General features: G+C 48.5%; 16 protein-coding genes. 6 read left to right on the top strand and 10 right to left on the bottom strand.

Translation table 11 applies throughout. The features are described 5' to 3' along the window. Positions 1–10: 10 nt before the first annotated feature. From ABGT88_RS07820 to ABGT88_RS07795, 6 genes are all read right to left on the bottom strand, one after another. On the bottom strand, positions 11–535 hold the full coding sequence (locus ABGT88_RS07820; protein ID WP_346701385.1) for a hypothetical protein: 525 nt from the start codon (positions 533–535) through the stop codon (positions 11–13). Between the two features lie 5 nt (positions 536–540). Beyond that, positions 541–2,784 carry a primase-helicase family protein gene (locus tag ABGT88_RS07815; RefSeq protein ID WP_346701383.1) on the bottom strand — a complete coding sequence of 748 codons (2,244 nt, stop codon included), beginning with the start codon at positions 2,782–2,784 and terminating at the stop codon, positions 541–543. Continuing rightward, positions 2,781–2,960 (bottom strand): hypothetical protein, encoded by a 180-nt coding sequence (locus ABGT88_RS07810; protein ID WP_346701381.1) that lies wholly within the window; start codon positions 2,958–2,960, stop codon positions 2,781–2,783. Before ABGT88_RS07810 ends, ABGT88_RS07815 begins: the two co-directional genes overlap by 4 nt. Positions 2,961–3,053: 93 nt before the next feature. Then, a complete protein-coding gene (locus ABGT88_RS07805) occupies positions 3,054–3,389 on the bottom strand; it encodes a YopX family protein (protein ID WP_346701379.1) in 336 nt (111 codons plus the stop codon). Positions 3,390–3,404: 15 nt separating this feature from the next. Next, positions 3,405–3,749, bottom strand: a complete 345-nt coding sequence (locus ABGT88_RS07800; RefSeq protein ID WP_346701377.1) for a hypothetical protein — start codon at positions 3,747–3,749, stop codon at positions 3,405–3,407. 348 nt (positions 3,750–4,097) lie between these two features. Further along, positions 4,098–4,316: a hypothetical protein gene (locus ABGT88_RS07795; protein ID WP_346701375.1), complete on the bottom strand. Its 219-nt coding sequence runs from the start codon at positions 4,314–4,316 to the stop codon at positions 4,098–4,100. 138 nt (positions 4,317–4,454) lie between these two features. On the opposite strand from ABGT88_RS07795, the gene ABGT88_RS07790 reads away from it, so the two are divergent. Genes ABGT88_RS07790 through ABGT88_RS07780 form a run of 3 tightly spaced genes read left to right on the top strand, consistent with a single transcriptional unit; the run spans position 4,455 to position 6,062 of the window. Then, positions 4,455–4,802, top strand: coding sequence for a hypothetical protein (locus tag ABGT88_RS07790; protein ID WP_346701373.1), 348 nt, complete (start codon positions 4,455–4,457; stop codon positions 4,800–4,802). Positions 4,803–4,808: 6 nt separating this feature from the next. Continuing rightward, a complete protein-coding gene (locus tag ABGT88_RS07785; protein WP_346701371.1) occupies positions 4,809–5,162 on the top strand; it encodes a hypothetical protein in 354 nt (117 codons plus the stop codon). Positions 5,163–5,168: 6 nt separating this feature from the next. Next, the gene (locus ABGT88_RS07780; protein ID WP_346701369.1) at positions 5,169–6,062 is read left to right on the top strand and encodes a hypothetical protein; all 894 of its coding nucleotides are present in this window, start codon (positions 5,169–5,171) and stop codon (positions 6,060–6,062) included. Between the two features lie 328 nt (positions 6,063–6,390). On the opposite strand, the gene ABGT88_RS07775 is transcribed toward ABGT88_RS07780, so the two are convergent. The 3 genes from ABGT88_RS07775 to ABGT88_RS07765 all read right to left on the bottom strand — a co-directional run bounded on the left by ABGT88_RS07775 (position 6,391) and on the right by ABGT88_RS07765 (position 14,682). Then, positions 6,391–9,438: a T9SS type A sorting domain-containing protein gene (locus ABGT88_RS07775; RefSeq protein ID WP_346701367.1), complete on the bottom strand. Its 3,048-nt coding sequence runs from the start codon at positions 9,436–9,438 to the stop codon at positions 6,391–6,393. Between the two features lie 113 nt (positions 9,439–9,551). After that, a complete protein-coding gene (locus ABGT88_RS07770; RefSeq protein WP_346701366.1) occupies positions 9,552–11,336 on the bottom strand; it encodes a SusD/RagB family nutrient-binding outer membrane lipoprotein in 1,785 nt (594 codons plus the stop codon). A gap of 28 nt (positions 11,337–11,364) precedes the next feature. Further along, a complete protein-coding gene (locus ABGT88_RS07765) occupies positions 11,365–14,682 on the bottom strand; it encodes a SusC/RagA family TonB-linked outer membrane protein (protein ID WP_346701364.1) in 3,318 nt (1,105 codons plus the stop codon). 695 nt (positions 14,683–15,377) lie between these two features. Here ABGT88_RS07765 and ABGT88_RS07760 point away from each other — a divergent pair. Genes ABGT88_RS07760 through ABGT88_RS07750 form a run of 3 tightly spaced genes read left to right on the top strand, consistent with a single transcriptional unit; the run spans position 15,378 to position 21,115 of the window. Continuing rightward, positions 15,378–16,628, top strand: coding sequence for an efflux RND transporter periplasmic adaptor subunit (locus tag ABGT88_RS07760; protein WP_346701362.1), 1,251 nt, complete (start codon positions 15,378–15,380; stop codon positions 16,626–16,628). A 6-nt stretch (positions 16,629–16,634) separates the two neighbouring features. Beyond that, positions 16,635–19,733, top strand: a complete 3,099-nt coding sequence (locus tag ABGT88_RS07755) for a multidrug efflux RND transporter permease subunit (protein ID WP_346701360.1) — start codon at positions 16,635–16,637, stop codon at positions 19,731–19,733. Then, positions 19,730–21,115 (top strand): efflux transporter outer membrane subunit, encoded by a 1,386-nt coding sequence (locus tag ABGT88_RS07750; RefSeq protein WP_258327889.1) that lies wholly within the window; start codon positions 19,730–19,732, stop codon positions 21,113–21,115. The genes ABGT88_RS07755 and ABGT88_RS07750 overlap by 4 nt, the downstream gene beginning before the upstream one ends. A gap of 90 nt (positions 21,116–21,205) precedes the next feature. Here ABGT88_RS07750 and galK read toward each other — a convergent pair whose 3' ends face one another. After that, positions 21,206–22,357, bottom strand: coding sequence for a galactokinase (gene galK, locus ABGT88_RS07745; protein ID WP_087407500.1), 1,152 nt, complete (start codon positions 22,355–22,357; stop codon positions 21,206–21,208). Between the last annotated feature and the right edge of the window lie 5 nt (positions 22,358–22,362).

Here is a 22,362-nt window from a genome sequence, read left to right as displayed (position 1 = left end):
TACGTTGTTTCTAAAAATCAAATAAAGTCTTTATGGCTGGATTATAGTATTGGATAAAAACATCCAGTTGTTTTATCGCTGCTTTTATCCCGGAAATAGAAGAACAGGTTTTTACTATATTACCAGAATCATCATATTCTGTTCGGCTTTGTGTCTGTTTTAATATATGTTTGGTGTAGTCCCGTATGAAAATCAATGCAAAATAGATACATTCTTTTTCCGTTGAATACCCATCTGTACATGTTGAAATAAATTGAGGAGAAAAATATCTTCCACTATTATAAATAGTTATATGAACCCCATAATCCCATCTTAAACAAGGAGATTGTGCCGTACTTATTTCAATACTACAAGTCTTGTTTTTCCATTTCACAGGGTTATTAGGAGTCAGACAGACATCGGTTATGTTGTAGTTAAAATTTTTAAATGTCAACTGAACTTCGTCAATATCATGTTTTTTCAACCATTTTATCCATTGGTCAAATGTAAAGTTTTTACCTATACATCTGCAAGTGTGGTGAACCATCCTATCCATCTTATTTATTCCTCCTTGATAAAATCTTCGTAGTTAAACTTATAAGCTCGGCCGATTTTTGAACCGGCCTTCCGGTATTTGATTTCGCCCGTACCCATCACCGAATAAGCCTCATAGTAATCGTATCGAATAGGTTTGTCGGATGGTACCATATTCAGATCGTAGCGAAGGTAGTCGGAGATAGCCGTCTTGGATATTGAAAAGCCTCCTTCCCGGTTTATCTCCTTGGCAAGGTCTTTCGGGGTAAAGTATATTTCCCGGACATTCTCATAGTTCACAAAACACTCGGCGATAAATTGCTTGATCTCCTTGTTGACCTTGTTCTCCGTGCGCTCCTGCACCCGTTTCAGTCCTTCGGTCTCGTAGACCTTGGTATTGAACCCAAATCGCGACTGATCGTATGGATAATAATATTTTCGGCTCTGCAAGTAGTACAGGAAGTGTCCCATCTCCTTCTTCATCTTGGCCATGATCATCGGGTCGTCTTCGGTGAGCGTGGGCACCTTAATCACGGCAAACCGGTTTTCGCCTTCGTCGATCTGCATAAAATTGGTTTCGTTGTTGGTGCAGATGATCAGGTGCATGTAGTTATCGATAAGGTAGGGTTTCTCTCCCTTCGGCTCGACCCAAACCGTATCGTTGGTCGCGTAGTTCTTGATTCGCTCTTTCAGGGTCTTCTTCTCTTCGCCGACGAATCCCTCTTCTATGCCGACCACCAGCTTGTCGACAAAGTGGTCGGTGAACCGGCCGGCAAATCGCTCGTTGTCGAGCACCACCGCATTGTCCTGAAAGATCTCGCGCATAAAGTAGAGAAACGTAGACTTACCGGTATTCCGCTCGGTCGAGGTAAGACAGAGCACCGGCATCTTCTCCATCGGCCGGAAAAAGGTGTGTTGTATGTAGTCGAGCCCAAACTCGTATAACGATTCTCCCGCCGTGTTCGTGGCCGAAAATATATGGCGTAGAAACTTCTCGATTGTAGACCAATCTCCCTCCGACAAATCGTGTTTTACCGGGTTGTACCGATTGTAACACGTTGTATCTACACCGTTGTAGTTGTAGAACTTGTATCGCTTATACCCCGATGTGTTGTCGGGGATATTGGTAAACATCTGAAATTTGGGGATAAGCGACAGATCTTTCACCTCCTGCTTCACGATCTCCTTGTTGTAGGGTACCAGGGTAAGGATAGGAAATCGATACTCCTTGTCGGTCTTCTCGTTGAAGGTGAAACATTTGCGATAATAGACGTTACCGACCAGCATGTAAAGCCGGGCCTTCGATGCGACGTCGCGCTCCACCTTCTCGCCGTTGTAGTAGTACGACTGGCCCTTCCATTTGAAGATTCGGTCTTGCAGCGTCTCTTTGTATGCCTCATAGAACGACGATACCGAATCCAGGCGGAAATACTTCTCGAGCTTGTACTTGATGCCTGGCGTCAGGGCCATGCAGTTCACGAAGTTCTTCCGGCCGGTAATAAGGGCATTCAACTCGTCTACCAGTTTCTTACGTTGAGCCGGTTTGAGCGACGCAATCAGGTCGTCGAGACCCTTGGCCGTCTCGCTGTACTTTACCGCGATATGCGAGAAGTACAGGTCCACATCGAGCGGTTTCATGTACTCCATGAAGTTGATCACAGCCGAGCAGAAGTTTTGCAACCGGGTCGCCAGGTCTTTGTCTTCGGCATACTTCACATCGAGCAGATCGGCGTCGAACAGCAGTACCACGTTGTCGGGTCGGCATCGCTTCACCAACTGCTCGATGTATTCGTCGATGGTGTTGTTCTCCTTGTCCTTGATGTTCTGGATACCGCCGATACCGATAATCGGAAGCCCCAGCACATCGCCCGACAGGGCCTTGATTTCGCCCTCTACGATAAACAGTGTCTTAATCTTCTCCGACAACCGGTACCGGTTCACAATCCCTGGAGTCATATAGGTGAATACCCCGCTCTTCGGGGGCTGGCTGTATCGCATGGTCTTCTTCTTCCCGGTCGCCTTGTCTTCATACTCTTTCGGCTTCATGTATCGGAGCCGAGAGAAGGGTCGCTTCAATCCGTCGCGCTCATAGGTGGCTATCTCCCCATCAGGCGCGCAATACGGGATATAGATGGCTTGCTCCAGCTCGTTTACACCCAGAATAGGCGACTCTTTCGGTTTCCCCGCATCGTATAAAGTTCGTGTGTTCGTCTCTGGAGTCAACCCTATGCTGGCAAGTCGGGTGTTCAAATATTCTTCTGTTCGTGTCATAGCTCGATGTAGATCGTGTCGGTAATGATTTCGTTTGTCGTCGTGTCGATGATGATTGTATGACCGGGTCGACGGTCATCTTCCGGGTTCTCGGTCTCCGGTTCCGGCACCGGTTCCTCCCGGGGGTAGCACCCCGAGAGTAATATCAATAGAACAAGTAATAATCTATTCTTCATTTCCTTTTATCAATAAGTAGAGCAAAATTGCAAACAGAAAAATAATAAGCAGAAAGAGACCGTATAACACAGTTCTAATTACATATAGATTCATCAGTCGTGTATTGTTCCAGTCATTGTCATTCTGTGTAGGTCAAATCCCGAAATCTGGTAGGTAGGTTTATCTATCCCCTTCCCTACATACCCCGCACAATCGGGGTCGTACTCGACCACAAACTTGTGGCCCTGGTGTTCGAAGGTATCACCCTCGTAGATGGGGCTACCCGCGCGGTCTTCTATGCCGGTGCAGATGCCCACGGTCGACTCCCTCACTTGAATGTACTCCTTGTCTATGCCGTAGATCCAGTCTTCTACCAGATACCCGTACTGCCAGTGATTGTAAATGTCTTTACCGCGATACAATCCGCGATGTTTTGTAGATGTGTTCATAATCGTGTCGTTTTTTTAGATCTTCATGTAGATAGCCGTAGTGTTGGTGTCGGAGTCGTATTCGTCGTAGAACGATTCGTATTGTTTCTCAAACAGTCCTTTGATTTTGCGAATCGCCTCGGGGTTCTTCCCGCTGAACTGAAACAGGAACCGGTTATCGCCCATAAATTGCGTGACGATAGGCTCGCCGGTGAGCGCCGATAGAGCTTCGGTGATGAACTTCTTTCGGCTGGCTTGGCTGCCAATCGCCGAAATCAGCATCTCGGCCGGGAAATCTTCTTCGATTCCGGCAATCTCTTCGCCTTTCTCATTCACTCTTCTGTACCCATAAGAATCCAAGAACCGGTGAGCTCCCTTCATGCTCTTGAACTTTTTACTCGAACTTACAGTTACAGCTATGTACTGATCTTATCCGTTTACAAGGATTGCACCTTCATCATCATCTCTTTTGTACTTGATAATTTCCATACGTTGATAATTTATTGGTTAATACTCAAATAGTTTCTTTTCGACAATAGTCTCTATTCTTCGAAGAGCCCATCCTGGTATTTCGCTAAGTCCATATAACCAGAAGGCCAACGTGAATCGTGATATGTCACATTCGCGAATGATTCGCGCCCGTATATCGGCATGCTTCTCTTCCGGGACCTCATTCTCTATCCAAGCGCAAAGTCTGTCGTTGTTTGTCATAGCTCTTTCGTGTGTGGGTTAATACAAAAACAGTTTCTCTCCGGCGATAGCCTCTATCTTTTGGAGCGCCAGGTAAGGGATTCGCGTGCGACCCGATAGCCAGTGAGCCAGGACGTATCGCGAGATACCGCAGTCGCGCATGATTCGAGCCCGAACTTCAGGCAACTTTCCTGCCGGTACTGTCGCCATCCAAGCCAAAAGCCGGTCGTTGTTGGTGGTAATGGTTGTTTTTTCCATATTGTAAAATTTGCTTAAATCGTTCATTTTTGTTTCTTTTGTTCAGAATTGCACATAGCAAAAGTACATAAATTCACTTTACAAGTACATATATGCACGTTAATATTTGTAAAACGATAAAATATATTTTGTAAAACTATGAATTACAATCTATTGAAAGACTATATAAAAAAGAGTGAACATCAATACAAAGAGTTCGCGGATGTATCTCAGAAGACTGAGTCTGGATTACGCAGATCAATAGAGAATCAGACTTTAACCGTTTTTACATTAGAAAAAGTCTGTGAATTATTAGAAGTATCTCCTTCTTTATTTTTTGATGATGCAAGCCAGTTGTCCATATCTGGGAATCAAAACCAGATAGGTAATGGTAATAGAATTATTCTCACCTCTCCAGAGGTGAAAGCCCTTAAGCAGCGAATCAAAGACCTGGAAAAGATTATTGCTACCCAGGAAAAAACCATCGAATTACTAACCAAAAAATAAATAGTTATGAAGAAAATTTTATCACTCTTATTTTTGTCTCTTATTCTTTTCTCTTGCTCAAAAGATGAAAAGTTATACGATGATGAATTTCAGATTTATACCCGTAATGAAACGAACTATGCAGTGGTTATATCGGCCATGAATGACGATGGGAATCGACTTGGGTCTATGCAAAGCAATCCCAATTCGACTAATATAGGACGCTTTACAGGCTCAAAAAAAGTAATACTATACTTGAAATGGTACGAAATAAGAAACGGAGTAGGTATTGAATTTCAAACTGCCACGGCTTCAATTACAAATCCAACAGGCATATATAATATAGTTTTTGCGGGTAAAGATTATTCACTGTCAGAGTAAATCGTTATGAAAAGAATCTTTTTATTATCTATTATCTCATTATTTTTATACTCTTGTGTAGGAGATATACCAACAGATCTCAATAAAGGAGGTGACAAGACCGAGTATGCCAATTTAATTATAGCAAATACAGATTATTATAATTCAACTCTTAACTTCCTTTGTGAAGATATGGTTATTCCCGAAGTATCTTATCGTAGTAAAATAAAAGTTCCTTATCCTATTCTATCCGACAATACATATAAAGTTTCGTATAAAGATGTATTAGGGGAAAGACATATTGTTTACCTTGGAAATTTGGAAGCTAATAAAACTTATATTTTGGCCATAAATCCATCTGCAAAAAGAGCAGAAGTAGCCGAATATATAGGTGATTTTTCTATGCAAATAACCAATAAAACACCGTATGCTTACACCGGTTTAGATTTATATAACAACAAATCTTATACTATCCAACCTTCAAAAACAGTACTTATAAAAGACTTACCGTGTTACATTACTAATACACTCTTTTTTCACACAAACTACCCCAATGACGATATTAAATATTCTCAGTATTTTGAAGATTTCAAAAAAATTGCAGTAGATAAAGTTTTTGATTATTCAATTACAGACACCCCAAGATGTGACGAGTATAATCTTTGTGTATTACAATTGATAAATAATTCAGAGGATAATTTTTGCCTACTTGATAAAAATAAAAAAGAAATTTTAGTTGTTGCTCCTGGTAATGTTGGAGAAGTTGTATCTACGGCTGGGTCTTCTACAATATATATCCAACAAAAAGATGGTTATATATTTTACCCCGATGAATATACCTTTAATGAAGTCATTCCTAAATGTGGGTCGGTAGATTTTTCTGTTTTTGATGATGATTGTACTTGGAAAATATACAATTAGAGATAAACAATGCCGACCGAAATCCCGGGAGAAATACGGGAGAAACTTCGGTAAATCGCGAATATATTGGCGTTGAAAATCAATAGTTTAACTTCAGAATTTTCCCCGATTCAAATCCCGCTACCCCGACAAAACAATAAAGGCATTGGCAATCGTTGTTCATGCGGTTGCCAATGCCTTTTCTGTTTCACCCATCTCCTCACTCTACCCCACTCCATTTGTATTCTTCCCTGGCGGGAAAAAAAGAAAGGTTATCCGATTCACATCGGATAACCTTTCGAGAGAGGCAGTCTTTTTCAGACTGATTATAATCTAAAACAATCTTAGATTATTTTTTGATCATCTTTTGGTTGCGAATTACGCGACCGTTTTGCATCTTCACTACATAAACACCGGCAGAGAGGTCAGATACATTAGCCGATTCGGGGTTGTTCTTCAAGAACTTAACGAATTGACCGTCGGCAGTGTATATCCAAGCCTTTTCTACGTTGTTGAAGTAGATCATATCGCTCGTAACCGTGGGATACATCGACGAAACAGCAGAGAGACCACCGTTTTCGTTGACTACGTTCTCGATACCCGATACTTCGTTCATTTCGGGTTCGTCGGCAACACCGGTATCACGGAAGTCGGCATAACCGGCAGCCGGTTCACGACCAGCATTCGAGCCAGAAACTTCAACCGGGAAGTCGATCGAGAAACCTTTTTGCGTGCCGCCCGTGGGACCGGGGTGCGGGAACCATGCATCGGAGAATACCATACGCAGACGAGTCGTACCCACTGCAGCATCCTCGGGAACATTGATGATGAAGGTCGAACCCGATACGATCGAGTCGGTACCGGCATTCAGCTGACCAACCTCGAAGAGTTTTTCGTCGGTCGTAGCATCGAACTCGTAGTTGATATCCCAGTCCATATAAGCAACACCGAAGCAGTATTTCAGGTTATCGTCCAAGTCGGCACCTTTGAGGGTCAAGGTTACTTTCTGACCTTGCTCAACTTTCAGTACATAGTCCTCGGCGAAGAGGTAGTTTTCACCACCTACAGAGTCGCTTCTCGAGTAGTCGATGTTTTGAGTAGCACCGGTCGTCTTCACTTCGGCAATGTAACGAGTTCTCAAAGCGGTCTCGTAACCATCGGCAGCCGAGTTGATGTACGTCGGAGGATATTGCGAGTTGGAAGCCTCGGGCAAAGTTTCGGTAGAACGTGCGATGTGAACCCATTCGATGGGCGAGTAGGTCTTCATGTCTTTCGATACCGAACGGATACCTACATAAGGATCGTCGTTTTCGTTTGCGAATTGGATGTTACCAATATAAGCCGACCAGGTAGAGGTACGACCTACTTCCGATACACGGCCGTCTTCGCCATTCTTGTAGAAGAGTTCGAAGTGATCTACGTTTACTTCGTCGTTGTAAATCATACCATAGTCCTTGCGAGCAGGCGAGAAACCGGTGGGATCAACTTTCCAAGTCAGTTTCACCGACAACGAAGAGGTAGTCTCTTCTTTTACTTCGGCGATGATGCTTTCGCCATCGATGCTGGCCGGAGCCGAAGAAGCACGGTCGTCGCTCAGCATGAGTTGACCAATCATGATCTTATAGTCGTCATTGGCAGCCGAACCTTTTACACGGAAACCGATGTATTCGATTACATCGCCGGCGTTAATACCGGTAAGAGCAATCTCTTTCTCTTCCCAGGTTGCACCAGCCAGGTCGCCTACGGGGAATTCCATCCAGTTCGAATCGTCGAATTTTCTCAAGATGAGGTAGAGGTTCGAAGCGTTGGTACCCTCAACACCCGTCTTCACAGCAATTTTAGCTTTAGGATTACCAGCCGAAACATTCAGTTTGGCACGATACAACCATACGTCGGCACCCGTCGAAGTGGGAGTACCTTTCAGGCGCAACGAAGAACCACCGATGTAAGCATCTTCGTGAGTAAACTCGGCCTTGATGTCGTTAGAGAGGGTTTCGGTACCCGTGTTGTAGATGACCCAACGATAGGTAGGTACATAGTCTTGCTGACCCATATTGTACCAGCTACCCAGTGTCTTTTTACCTTTGTAGGCATAGAAATCACCGTTACCCAGCGTGAAGTTGGTGTTGAAAGGCAGGTCGCCTTGGATAGCCGTACGCTCGGGAATGAACGAAGCCAGACCGCAGAACGAGGTCAACTGTTGGTCGATACCAACAGAGGGAGATACTTGGAAGTTACCGGCCGAGTTCGAGACAACCGGACGATTCAGCGGCGTGCGGTTAGCACCCGAGAATACCTTCTCCAACAGCGTCTGATAGTTGGATTGCAACTCCATCAGCGAGTTACCTACCGTATATTGGAAGATACGGCTTACTTTGTGCTCACCCCACAGACATACACCACACTTCTTGGATTGCTCATCTTGGTTCAGAGCAGTCCAACGACGGTTCAAAGTTACCATCCATACACCGGCATAGAGACCGTCGGCAGAACCCATGGCCTGCTCGGCAGTCGTTACAGACGAAGCAATACTCCACGAGAAGTCATTGGCAGCATAGTTCAGCATCAGGTCGGCCGTCTTACCAGTATCTTTTGTACCAAATACAGCATCCAAGTTGTAGCTGGTCAACGACGAGCTGCTCGTATAGATACCGATGTGGAAGCTGTCGAAACCAATCTCCTCAGCTCTTTTGTAAAGAGCTTTGTGGAAAGCCATTACATCGGCATTTTTATAGCCTTCGTCCTCGAAATTGTAGTTGATACCATCGAGACCCAGATAAATCAAGGCATTCAACAGGGCATCGACATAACGGAACGAGCCGTCTTCGTTCTTGGTCGTAATAAACTTAACATACTCACTCGATGTTCCTCCAGGAGTCCAAGACTCGAAGAACTTGATACCCGAGAACATGTGGGTACCGTTTTTGTGAGCGGCATCGGCCCACGAACCGGGAGCTTGCAGAATGCTGTGGTTCCAGGCACCATAGAGGTTGGTGTAGTTCCACATGGAGTAAACGTCGTTGTGGAACTCGGCGCTGGGATAACCGCCAATCAGGTCACCTTGACCGGTAGGAATGTTCATCCACAACCGACGGGTAGGATACACATCGGGAACGATGTTTTTGTCGGCATCCTCCATGATGGCGGCAGGACGCACGTGCGAACGCGAGAACTCCAGGTCGAGATTGAAACCGGCAGCCTCAAACTCCTCCTTGGTAGGATATTTGCGGCCCTCGTCGGCTGCCTTGGCAAAGAGCACGAGCAGCTGATCGTCGTCCCATGGAGCAAAGTCAAAAATCTCAGTCGATGCAGACGCGGGGTAGGTTACGTCCTGTGCCTGCACGTTTACGGCTGTGCCTAAGAGCAGAGCCGCACCGAATACGGTAAACTTCTTCATGATAAAAACATTAAATTAAAAAAAAGATTGTGTTTTTTGTTATAGCGAGGAGCGGGGAAGCGACCCGAGGGGGTTCTCCCCCGCTCTTTGACTATACTGGTTAAATTTAGGAATTAGAAATTGGAACCGGCTACGTCCCACCATACACGAGTACCTTGCGTATCGCTACCGCCCAATGCTTCGATACCCGAGGCGGTGATATCGGACATACCTACCGACGTATCACTACCGGGCAAAGGTATCTTGCGAATGATATCGCCCTGTACCAGGCTACCGTCTCCATCCTCTACGTTCAATACCTCGAACTGCTTGGGATAGCCGGTGCGGCGCAAGTCGTTCCAAGCCTCGTAGGAGTACGGGAAACCGGCAATGTACTTCTGGGTAATGATCTTCTCGAGCTTCGTCTCTTGCGAGTCGCCTTCGTTCCACTTCACACCGATGGTGGTCACGCTCTCGGCATCGTAGCTGTGATCGTACTGATCTACATACTTGTAGGCCACTGGAGCTTCGAGGCTCATGTACTCGTCGACGGCATTGGGATAATAAGTAGACATCAGACGGTGTTCTACCTGAGCGTTGCGGATACCTTGCTCGTAGAACTGTTGAGCGCTACCGCCCATGTTCCATCCACGCAGAGCACCCTCGGCACGCAGGAACTCAACCTCCGAAACCTTCATCAAATAGAGCGGAGCCATAGCCATCTCGCCATTGTTTTTAATGGACGAATAAGCGATGCGGAAGTTGTCCTTGTAGGCCTGACCCGGAATCATGCGGATACCGGCGCGCAGACCCATGATGCGGGTATTGGCTTGCATGATGTCGTTGGGGTCGGACGAGTTGACAACGATATTGCTGTTCTTGTCGAACACATACTCCAGATAGGGGTGCTTGAGGCTGGCGAGCAGGCTCTCGAACGAAGCGTTCAGACGGGTATCACCCCAGTTGTTGGCAATCTCGAACAAGGGGTTGGTATAACCCATATTCATGGGGTCGAGCAGCAACTCTTGGGCAGTAGTCTCTACGACACCGGCTTGAACAGCCTCTTCGGCCCATTTCTGAGCTACACTGGGTTGAACCTTCACGGTGTGCATGGCCATACGCAGTTTCAATGAGTTGGCCAGACGGCACCACGATGCTACACTCTTGTCTTGGGTCATCACATCGTACTGACCCAAAATAGATTGTACACCGGCTTTGTACCAGTCGGGACGGCTGTCGAAGTGTTTCAAGCAGGCATTGATGGTATCGAGGTTATCTACGATAGAGGCGTAGATGTCGGCCATCTTATTGAAGGTAAAGGGGTTGCTCTCCTTATTGGACTTGTGGTCAACATAAGGAATAGAACCGTAGAGGTCTACCATCTCTTGAGCCGAATAGTCGAAGATCAACAGACCGATAGCTTTCATTTCGGGAATCGAGTCGATCATGGGGTGGTTGATCATGTTGGCGATGTTGTTCTTGATGCTGAGAAATGCACCATAAGGGCCATCGCAGTAGTCCTGATTGTAGGCATAGGTCGAGTTGAGCAAGCCACCCTGACCATTTGAAAAATTGTGGGGTACTACCAGATAACCGGCATAGTTATCGACCGTGATGTTGTAGACATACTGGTATTGGTGCGGACCCGGGGTCTGACCATCTTTACCACCACGCAGGTAGTATTGGGCCGTCTTCATCTGAGCAAAGTATTGCTGCAATTCGGACATAGCATCGTTGAAACCCTGCTCCGAAATCACTTTCCGATAGTCGATGCTATCGGCTTTACCTCTGTACACGACCGGGTCCAAATCGGTCTGACCGCCGGTAAAGGTATCGGTAGGCATATCGAAATCCAAACACGAGTGCAGGCTTGCAGCCGCAAGCATGGCACAAAATGCCGTTAAAATGGTTTTTTTCATATTTCTATCTTAATTATTGGCTACTTACTTAAAAATCAATTTTCAAATTCACACCGATCGAACGGGTTGCCGGCATATTGAAGATATCGAATGCACCCAAACCGTTTTTGGTCGAAAGGGCGATATCGGGATCAATCGGAGCGTTCTTGTAGATGAAGAAGAGGTTACGACCGATAACCGAGAGCGACAGGTTGCGGATAACGCCACCAAAGAGGTTGCGGAAGGTGTAACCCAGCGAGAGCTCGGCCAGACGGAAGTTGGTAGCATCGTATACATATTGCGAACCCATGTAGTTACCACCTACGGTCTGGTAATATTCCTGGATAGGAGCCACATTGCCGTCGGGCATAATCATACCCGGTTTCGTTACCGATCCGTCGGGCGAAGTCCATACCAGATTGTGAGCGGCAGCATAGTCGCGAGCGTCGCCTACACGTTTCGAAACGCCTTGATAGTCGAGGTAAGCCTCGGTGAGCGAAATGACTTTACCACCGATGCGGCCGTTGATCAGGAAGTAGAGCGAAAGGTCTTTCCAGGTAAAGGTGTTGCCCCAACCCAGTTGGAAATCGGAGTTCATGTTGCCCAGATAAACAAAGTCGGTCGTACTTACCTGAGGAGTACCTTCGGAGCTCAACCAGATGCTGCCGTCGGCATTGCGACGGAAGTCGAGGGCGTACATGTCGCCATACGAACCACCTTCGTCATAACGAACCAAGATATTACCACCGGCAATCTTCTGCTCGAGTTTGGCAGGGTTGCCTTGGTCGTCCTTGAAGGTTTTTACAATCTTGTTGTCGTTGTACGAGAAGTTAACCGAGGTTCTCCACATCCAGTCTTTCGAGAAGTTGAGCGAGTAAGAGAGCGTGGTCTCGATACCTTGGTTGCGGATCAAACCGGTATTTACAGGTTTCATCTTACCACCCGTAGTCGTCTGCAGGAAGTAGCTGTTGCAAAGTTGCGTGTGATAGTAGGTCAAATCCCAGTTGAGGGCACTCTCGAAGAGCGATACATCGAAACCGGCCTCGAACGATTTGGAAGTTTCGGGCAGCGGGTTGTCGAAGTAGCCGTAGGTCGACGATGCGATGGCACCGGTAGCCAGGTTCTCGGAACCCATGCTGAATACCTCGTTGGGAATCGAGTTACCTACCTCACTATACGATGCGCGCAGCTTCAGGTGAGTGATGAACTCGGGCATGGTGATGTATTTGTGCATCAAGGTGTTGGCACCTACCGAGAAGTAACCGTAGTTATCGGGAGTACCACGATATTCGAACTGTTTGAAAGCGCGGTACCAGTCTTGACGGTAGCTACCCTCCAAATATACATAGTCTTTATAACCGATTTGACCGGTGAAGAAGAGACCCTTGTCCCAGTTGGACGAGAGGCTGTAGGTGCTCACGTTACCGGCACCCCACGAAGCGGTGGGTTCGAAGAAGTTGATGCGGGTAGGCAGTTCGTTCATCGAGGTGTAGGAGAAGTAGGTAGCGCGGTTCCACATCTTTTGGGTTTCGCCTTTCACCGTGTGCCCTACCCAACCGGCCGATGCCGAAATCGAGAAGTCTTTGATCTCTTTGTTATAGCTCAACATGGCATCTACATAGATGTCGTTGCTCCACAGGAGGTCTTGACCATACATACCATAGTCTTCCATCGTGGCTACGTTCCAAGTGGTGGCGTAGCGGTTGGTGAAGCCTTTGTATTTGGCGCGGTCGATATTCAAACGACCTTGAGCTTTCAAGCCGGGGATAATTTCGTAGCTGGCCGAAATGTATCCGTAGGCACGCTCTTCGGTATTCTCGCTCCGGTTCATGCCGGTAATCCAGTAGGGGTTGTTGTTACCCGGCGAGAAGTAGGCCCACTGTTGCATGGGACCCGACAGTTGAGCAGTACCGTTGGCAATCCATTGTCTCTGTTCGTTGTAGTAACCATAGATATTCGAGGTCCAGGTGCCTTGGCCCATGTAGTTCTTGCGATAGTAATCCATGTCGATGTTACGCGGCATGCGATACAGGTCGTACAAGGGGTTCATCACCGTACCACCACCGGGACGATTTTTGGTCGTAGCGTGTACATAGTTCAACGACAGGTCGATGTTCAGTTTCTTTTTGAACAGCGAGTAGTTCTGACGGAACGAGAAGGTGTTACGTTGATACGAGTTGTTGGGCACCATACCGTCGGAATAGGAGTTGGCATACGAGAAATAGGAACGAACCTTCTCGGTACCACCGCTTATCGAAACCGAGTTGTTGTAGGTAGCACCCGTCTCGAAGAAGTCGGCGATATCGTTTTGGGTATAATTACGCAGATGAGCGCCCGAGTAGGCGAGCTCGTCGGCCGTCATATCCGACACCTTCTTACCCCAGCTCGTGGTAGAGAGCTGATTGGCAGCCACGTTGACATCGGCACCATAGGTGTTTTGAATTTGGGGGAGAACCAGCGGCGACTCGAACGTCACATTGGAGTTCACGCTCACCGAGATGCTACCCTCTTTACCGCGCTTGGTGGTAATCATCAGCACACCGTTGGCAGCAGCACTACCGTACAGGGCGGCGGCGTTGGCACCTTTCAGGATGTTGATGCTCTCGATGTCGTCGGGGTTCACCAACGAAAGAGCGTCGCCACCTTCGGCCGTGCTCGAATAGGTAAGAGAGTTACCATCGCTGCTCCATGCCGAAGCGGCACCACCAATCTGGTTGGTCATAGGAATACCGTCGACCACAATCAGCGGGCTGTTGTTACCCATAACCGACTTGTTACCACGCAACAGAATCTTGGAAGTACCACCGGCACCACCGGCACTCTGTGTAATCGTTACACCGGCAGCCTTACCTTGCAATGAGTTTACAAAGTTGGCATCCTGTACTTTCATCAGCTCATCGCCTTTGATCTCTTGAGTAGCATAGGTCAGCGACGACTCCTTACGGGTAATACCCATGGCGGTTACCACCACCTCGTCGAGCAACTTGTCGTTGCTGTCCATCACTACATCAATCTTGCTCTGTCCGTTGATAGCTCTCTTGATGGTCTCATAACCGATATACGAGAACTCCAACTCGTTGCTCCCCGCGGGAACTTTAATCGAATAGTTACCGTCGATATCGGTTGCTACGACTACATTGGTGCCCACAACCTTTACGGTAAGACCGATAAGAGTCTCGCCCGAGGGGTCGGTAACCGTACCCGTAACCACTTTCGTACCTGCGGCTACATTCTGATTTACACTCTGGGCTTGTGTCGTACTCGACGCCACAGCCGGGGCTGCACTGGCATGCGCAGCGGTACCGATTCCAAAACCTGAAACCAGTACAAAAGCTACAATAATTGCTTTTAGATTTCTTCTATACATACGTGCATTTATAGGTATTCGAATACTAAAAAAAATTTACCTCTCTCATAAAAAAAACTATTACTTAATCTCCATAGGCTTTATATATTATCATTATGCTATTTTTATTCAAGAAAAGCTATCACTTGTAAAAACCCATACAACAAATTTTACACGTTCCAAATAGAAAACGCTTGCAATATATAAATATTTTTTTGATTTCCCTGCAAAAAAAGAAATGTTTTTTTCATGGTTCGTTCTTCTGGCATATTATACATTATATATAGTTTGCTATTTTTTCTCACGATATATTAAATAACTCCATTTCCCGATTTTCCCCTAGTAAAAAAAAATATTTTTTTTCTATTTTGTGTAATCATGGTACGAAGAGTCAATTTGTTAAAATTTAAATTCATTTATATTCAGTAATTTAATCACTCAACAGAAGCATCTTTTTTAAGTAAAATAAAATATGTTCTTTTTTGTAAATTGATTTTTTTACAAAAAAAGGGCCTTTATCAAACTTTAGCCGCTGCAAATATCCGATTTAAGTTGGAATAAAACAAAAAAAACTCCATTTTTCGCGATTCTTTTTCTAAATATTGCAATAGAATAACGCATATAAAAGGGAAAAAGTGTATTTTTGCAAACCATTCCATTCTTCATTAAATTAGGATTACTGTGTTTCGACACTAAAAAACAACGAATTAAATTTTATGAGAAAACTTTCTTTTGAGAATATTCGGCGCACGGCCCGAAGAATCGGTGGTTACATTTTGCTGCTACGAGAGCAACTTCGCCGCATTTCGTTACGCTCGTGGATATATATAGGTATAGCCCTGCTTCTGATATGCGGTGGCTTATACTGGTTCTTGCGACCGGCACCTCCGGCTCCCAACCTGCCGATTGTAGAAGTAGAGCCCGTGAAGACCGACGATGTAGAGATTTATGGCGAATATGTGGGTCGCATCAGAGCCCAGCAGTTTGTCGAAATACGGGCCCGGGTCGAGGGCTTCCTCGAGAAAATGCTTTTCGACGAAGGCACCTATGTAAAAAAGGGTCAGCCACTTTTCATTATCGACCCTAAACTGTACCAGGCCCGAGCCAACAAAGCCAAAGCTCAGTTGAACAAGAACAAGGCTCTGGCCCTGAAAGCCGAGCGTGACCTGGAGCGTATACGCCCCCTCTACCAGCAGAATGCTGCCAGTCAACTCGACCTCGACAACGCCATCGCTTCGTACGAGAGCGCCAAGGCCGAGGTGGAGATGAGCGAAGCCGACCTCACCCAAGCCGAAACAGCATTGGGGTATACAACCGTAAGCTCGCCCATCTCGGGTTACATATCGGAACGTAATGTCGACATAGGTACCCTCGTGAGCCCGGGTGGACAGTCGCTGCTGGCTACGGTGGTCAAGAGCGACACGGTGCGCGTAGACTTCAGCATGACGGGGCTAGACTACCTGAAAAGTAAAGCCCGCAACGTGAATCTGGGACAGAAAGATACAACCCGCACGTGGGAACCCTATATCACCATCACCCTGCCCGACAACTCGGCCTACCCGCAACGGGGTATCGTCGACTTTGCCGACCCGCAGGTCGACCCGCAAACCGGTACCTTCTCGGTTCGTGCCGAGATGCCTAACCCCGAGCACATCCTGCTGCCGGGACAGTTTACCAAAGTGCGACTTCTGCTCGATGTACGGGAAAAAGCGGTCGTAGTACCTACCAAGGCAATCATTATCGAAAAGGGCGGCGCCTACATCTTTGTCGTAAGAACCGACAGCGTAGCCGAACGCCGGATGGTCGAACTCGGTCCCGAAGTGGGTAACAACGTAATCATAGAGCGTGGCCTTGTCCCCAACGAAAACATCGTTGTAGAGGGATACCACAAACTTACCCACGGCGACAAGGTGATACCGGCCATTTATCGAGAAGAGTCCAAAAAAGAAGAAAGTCCCAAAAATTAGTGCATTATGAAATCGGACTTCTTTATTGACAGGCCCATATTCTCGATTGTCATTTCAATCGTGATCGTAATTGTGGGTGTATTGGGCCTTATCCTCCTCCCCATAGACCAATATCCCCAGATTGTTCCCCCGGTAGTCAAGGTCTCGGCCTCCTATCCGGGAGCGAGTGCCCAAACCGTTACCCAAGCCGTAGCCACACCTATCGAGCAGGAGTTGAACGGTACCCCCGGTATGCTCTACATGGAGTCGACCAACAGCAACTCGGGTAGTTTTTCGGCAACCATCACCTTCGACATATCGACCGACCCCGACCTGGCGGCCGTAGAAATACAAAACCGGGTCAAGCAGGCCGAAGCCCGTCTGCCGGCCGAGGTGGTACAAAACGGCATCTCGGTAGAGAAGCAGGCTTCGAGCAAGCTGATGACCGTTACGCTGCTGTCGAACGACCCGAAATTCGACGAGATTTATCTGAGTAACTACGCGACACTCAACGTAGTAGATGTGCTGCGACGTGTCAAGGGCGTAGGTAGCGTGTCGAATGTCGGCAGTCGCTACTACGCCATGCAGATATGGGTTCAACCCGACCGACTGGCCAACCTCGGACTCACGGTCGAAGACCTGCAAAAGGCCCTGAAAGACCAGAACCGGGAATCGGCTGCCGGTGTGCTGGGTCAACAACCCATCGAAAACATCGACGTGACCACCCCTATCATCGCACAAGGGCGATTGTCGTCGGTAGCCGAGTTTGAAGAGATTGTGATTCGGGCCAACCCCGACGGGTCGCTGACCCGCTTGCGCGACGTGGCCCGCATCTCGCTCGAAGCCCAGTCGTACAACACCGAGAGCGGTATCAACGGCGGTAATGCTGCCGTGCTGAACATCAACATGTTGCCGGGAGCCAACGCCATGGAGGTAGCCAAATCGGTGAAGAAAGAGATGGAGGCTATCAGCCGCAACTTCCCCGAAGGCATTTCCTACGAGATTCCGTTCGATATGACCTCCTACATCTCGCAATCGATCAGCGAGGTGTATCACACCTTGTTCGAGGCTCTTGTTCTGGTTATTCTGGTGGTATTCCTCTCCCTGCAGAACTGGCGGGCTACCCTTATCCCCGTGATTGCCGTACCTATCTCGCTGATCGGTACCTTCGGTATCATGCTGGCATTCGGGTTTTCGCTCAACATGATGACTCTGTTGGGTCTCATTCTGGCTATCGGTATCGTGGTCGACGACGCCATTGTGGTAGTCGAGAATGTCGAGCGTATCATGAATGAAGAGCACCTCGACCCCTATACCGCCACCAAAAAGGCAATGCGGGGACTGGGCAGTGCCATTATTGCCACCTCGCTGGTATTGTGCGCCGTGTTTGTGCCTGTGAGCTTTCTGGCCGGAATCACGGGTCAGCTCTATCGCCAATTTACCATCACCATTGCCGTATCGGTGCTCATCTCGACCGTGGTCGCCCTCACGCTGAGTCCGGCCATGTGTGCCCTGCTGCTCCGTCCGGCCTCGGGTAAAAAGAAAAACAAGGTATTCCGCTATATCAATCTGTGGCTGGGACTCGGGAACCGGCTTTACGAGCGACTCATTCGCAAGGGCCTGAAAAATCCGCGCCGGGTGCTGGTAGCCTTCGGGCTCTCCCTGATTGCCATCTGGCTGCTCAACAAGGTAGTACCGCAAAGTTTCATGCCGCAGGAAGACCAGGGATACTTCACCGTAGAATTGGAGTTACCCGAAGGGGCTACCCTCGAGCGTACCCGGACAATAACCGACCGGGCCATGAACTATTTGATGTCACGCAAGGATGTAGACTATGTGCTCAACGTAACCGGCTCGAGCCCTCGTGTAGGTACCAACCAGTCACGCAGCCAGTTGACCGTTATTCTCAAACCGTGGGAAGAGCGCAAGTCGTCGAACCTGCGCGAAATCATGGAAGAGATTCGTGAAGAGCTGAATACATATCCCGAAAGCAAAGCCTACCTGAGCACGCCGCCCGTTATCCCGGGTCTGGGTAGTTCGGGAGGTTTCGAGATGGTACTCGAAGCCCGTGGCGACGCTTCTTACGAAGACCTGCAACGAGCGGCCGACACCCTGCTCTACTACGCTTCGCAACGTAAGGAAATCAGCGGCCTCTCCTCATCGATTCAGAACGATATTCCCCAGCTCTATTTCGATGTCGACCGCGACAAGGCTCAGATGTTGGGCGTGAAAATCTCCGATATATTCTCGACTCTCAAAACCTTTACGGGGTCGATTTATGTCAACGACTTCAACATGTTCAACCGCATCTATCGGGTTTACATCCAGGCCGAAGCCCCCTACCGGGCTCACAAGGAGAATCTGGGCCTATTCTTCGTCAAGGGCAGCAACAACGCCATGATACCCATCACGGCCCTCGGCACTACTTCGTACACGACCGGCCCGGGTACGATACGACGGTTCAACATGTTCACCTCGACTACCATATCGGGCGAAGCGGCTCCGGGCTACAGCTCGGGCCAGGTGATGACCATCCTCGAGGATATTGCCAAGAAGCACCTCCCCTCCAACATCGGTGTGGAATGGAGCGGCCTCTCCTATCAGGAGAAGCATGTAAGCGGACAAACCGGCTATGTGCTGGCACTGGCCCTACTCTTCGTCTTCCTGTTCCTGGCAGCCCAGTACGAGAGTTGGTCTATCCCGGTAGCCGTGATTCTGTCCCTGCCGATTGCCGGTGTGGGAGCCTATCTGGGCAACTGGATATGCGGGCTCGAAAACAACATCTACTTCCAAATCGGTTTGGTCATGCTCATCGGTTTGGTGGCCAAGAACGCCATCCTTATCGTCGAATTTGCCAAAGAGGAGGTGGAGAAAGGCAACAACGTAGTCAATGCGGTAATCAAGGCCGCACACCTGCGGTTCCGCCCCATTGTGATGACCTCGTTGGCCTTCATCCTCGGCATGCTGCCGCTTGTCTTTGCCAGCGGTCCGGGTTCGGCCAGCCGCCAAGGCATCGGTACCGGCGTATTTTTCGGTATGATCGTGGCCATCACGATAGGTATTATCTTTGTTCCCCTGCTCTTTGTATGGGTATACAAGCTGAAATTTAAACTGATGAAACGATGAAAGAGACAAAAATAGTTCTATTCATACTGCTGGCCGCGTTGCTCTTGAACGGCTGTTCCATACAGAAGCGCTGCCAGGCGCCCGAGCTCAATCTGCCGGACGAAATCATCGCGGGGGAAAACGATACCCTCACGCTGGCCGATATGGCCTGGTGGGAGTTATACTCCGACTCGACCCTGAGCAAACTCATCGACAAAACGCTGAACAACAACCGCAACATGCGGGCAGCCGAAGCGCATATCCGACAAATGGAGGAGTTGTACCGCGTGAGCAAGGCGTCGCTGTGGCCCTCGATCGGAGGCCAGGTATTTGCCGACCGCGAGACCAATGCCTACTACGGCGAAAAGACCAGCATCGAACCCGAACTCAGCCTGAAAGCCTCGCTGAGCTGGGAAGTAGACCTGTGGGGCAGCCTGCGCTGGAGCAAGAAAAAAGGAGCAGCCGAATACCTCAATTCGGTCGAAGCTGCACGGGCCATGCAGATGACTCTGATTGCCGAAACGGCCACCGCCTACTTCGAACTGGTTGCACTGGACCAAGAGCTCGAAATTGTGTTGCAGACGGTCGAGACCCGCGAGGAGAGCGTCAACCAGGCCCGCCTGCGGTTCGAGGGTGGTCTCACTTCCGAGACAGCCTACCAACAAGCTCAGGTGGAATTGGCCAACGCATCGGCCCTCATCCCGAATCTGGAACAGAAAATAGCCTTGAAAGAGAATCAAATAGCCGTTCTGTCGGGAGAATATCCTTCAAAGATAGAACGGAAAAAATTTGACCTCAACGCCTCGCTTCCCGAAGAGATTCCCATAGGTCTCCCCTCTACTCTGCTGCAACGACGCCCCGACGTACGACAGGCCGAACAGCAGCTCAAATCGGCCATGGCTTCGGTAGGCATTGCCTATGCCGACCGTTTTCCCAGGCTGACCATCAATCTGGTGGGTGGTTTCGAGAACGACGAACTGAGAGGCTACTTCCAATCGCCCTTCTCCTACGTGGCAGGCAATCTGGTAGCCCCGCTCTTTACCTTCGGGAAGAAGAAGGCGCAATACAAGGCTGCCCTGGCGGCATACGACGAAAAGCGCTATGCCTATGAGCAGAAGGTGCTCGAGGTCTTTCGCGAGGTCAACGATGCCGTCATCACCTACCAGAAGAAGCGGCGCACTTCGGAGTTGCAACTCAACCTCTACGAAGCGGCCCAAAAATATGTCGACCTGGCTCAACTGCAATACCTCAACGGGGTAATCCGCTACATCGACGTACTGGATGCTCATCGTAACTTCTTCGACGCTCAAATCGGGCTGAGCAATGCCATACGCGACGAATATCTGGCCATGGTCAATCTCTACAAGGTATTGGGCGGAGGCTGGAGCACACAAGCCTATTAAACACAGGCCGAGACCAATATAGTATAAAGAAAATCCCCGGTGTGCATGACACGCCGGGGATTTTTTCTATCGAGTTATCTCTTCTACCACTTAGCAGAGCTTGCGGGCTCCGTCGGAGATGACAACGTCGTATACCTTGGGCATACGGCCATAGGTCTCTTTATAGCGGGCTTTGGCCGTTTCGATAAAGTGATCGTAGAGTTCGTTTTTCACCAGATTGATGGTGCAACCGCCGAAGCCGCCACCCATCACGCGCGAACCGGTCACGCCACATTCTTTGGCTATTTCGTTCAAGAAGTCGAGTTCTTCACAGCTCACCTCATAGAGTTTGCTCATGCCATAGTGAGTCTCGTACATCTTCTTGCCCACGGTCTCGTAGTCGCCGCACTCGAGGGCGTCGCACACGTCGAGTACCCGTTGAACCTCACCGATTACATACTCGGCACGCATGTAATCCTCGGCCGTAATCTCACCCTTCACCTCGTTGAGCATATCCATGTTGGCATCGCGCAGGAACTCTACGTGGGGGTGTCTCTTCTGGATGGCAGCCACTACATTCTCGCACGATTTACGACGGTCGTTGTAGGCCGACGAAGCCAACTCGTGTTTCACTACCGAGTCGAGCAATACCAGACGGTAGCCCTCGGGATTGAAGGGGAAATATTGATACTCAAGCGAACGGCAGTCGAGACGGATAAGGTGGCCGGCTTTACCGAATACCGAGGCAAACTGGTCCATGATGCCACAGTTTACTCCGCAATAGTTGTGCTCGGTAGCCTGCCCAATCTTGGCCAACTCGAACTTGTCGATACCACAGTCGAACATATCGTTCAAGGCATAGGCATAGGTGCTCTCCAAAGCGGCCGACGAAGACATGCCGGCACCCAGAGGCACATCGCCGGCAAATGCCGTGTTGAAGCCGGCAATCTTTCCGCCGCGTTTGATAATCTCGCGGCATACACCAAAGATATAGCGTGCCCAGCTTGCCCGGGGAGCATCCTCCTCGTTCAAACCGAACTCTACATAATCTTTCAAATCTATCGAGTAAGCCCGCACTTTGTTGGTTCCGTTTATTTTGAGCTCAGCTACCATGCCTTTGTCGATTGCGCCGGGAAATACGAATCCACCGTTGTAATCGGTGTGCTCGCCAATCAGGTTAATACGTCCGGGAGAAGCATATACCGACCCCGTAGAGCCATCGAAGTGTTTGATAAAACGACTTCTTACAAATTCTATATCCATAATAC

The organism is Barnesiella sp. An22 (assembly GCF_963931395.1).
GTDB classification, from domain to species: domain Bacteria; phylum Bacteroidota; class Bacteroidia; order Bacteroidales; family Barnesiellaceae; genus Barnesiella; species Barnesiella merdigallinarum.
This window is presented reverse-complemented; position numbering and strand designations above follow the sequence as displayed.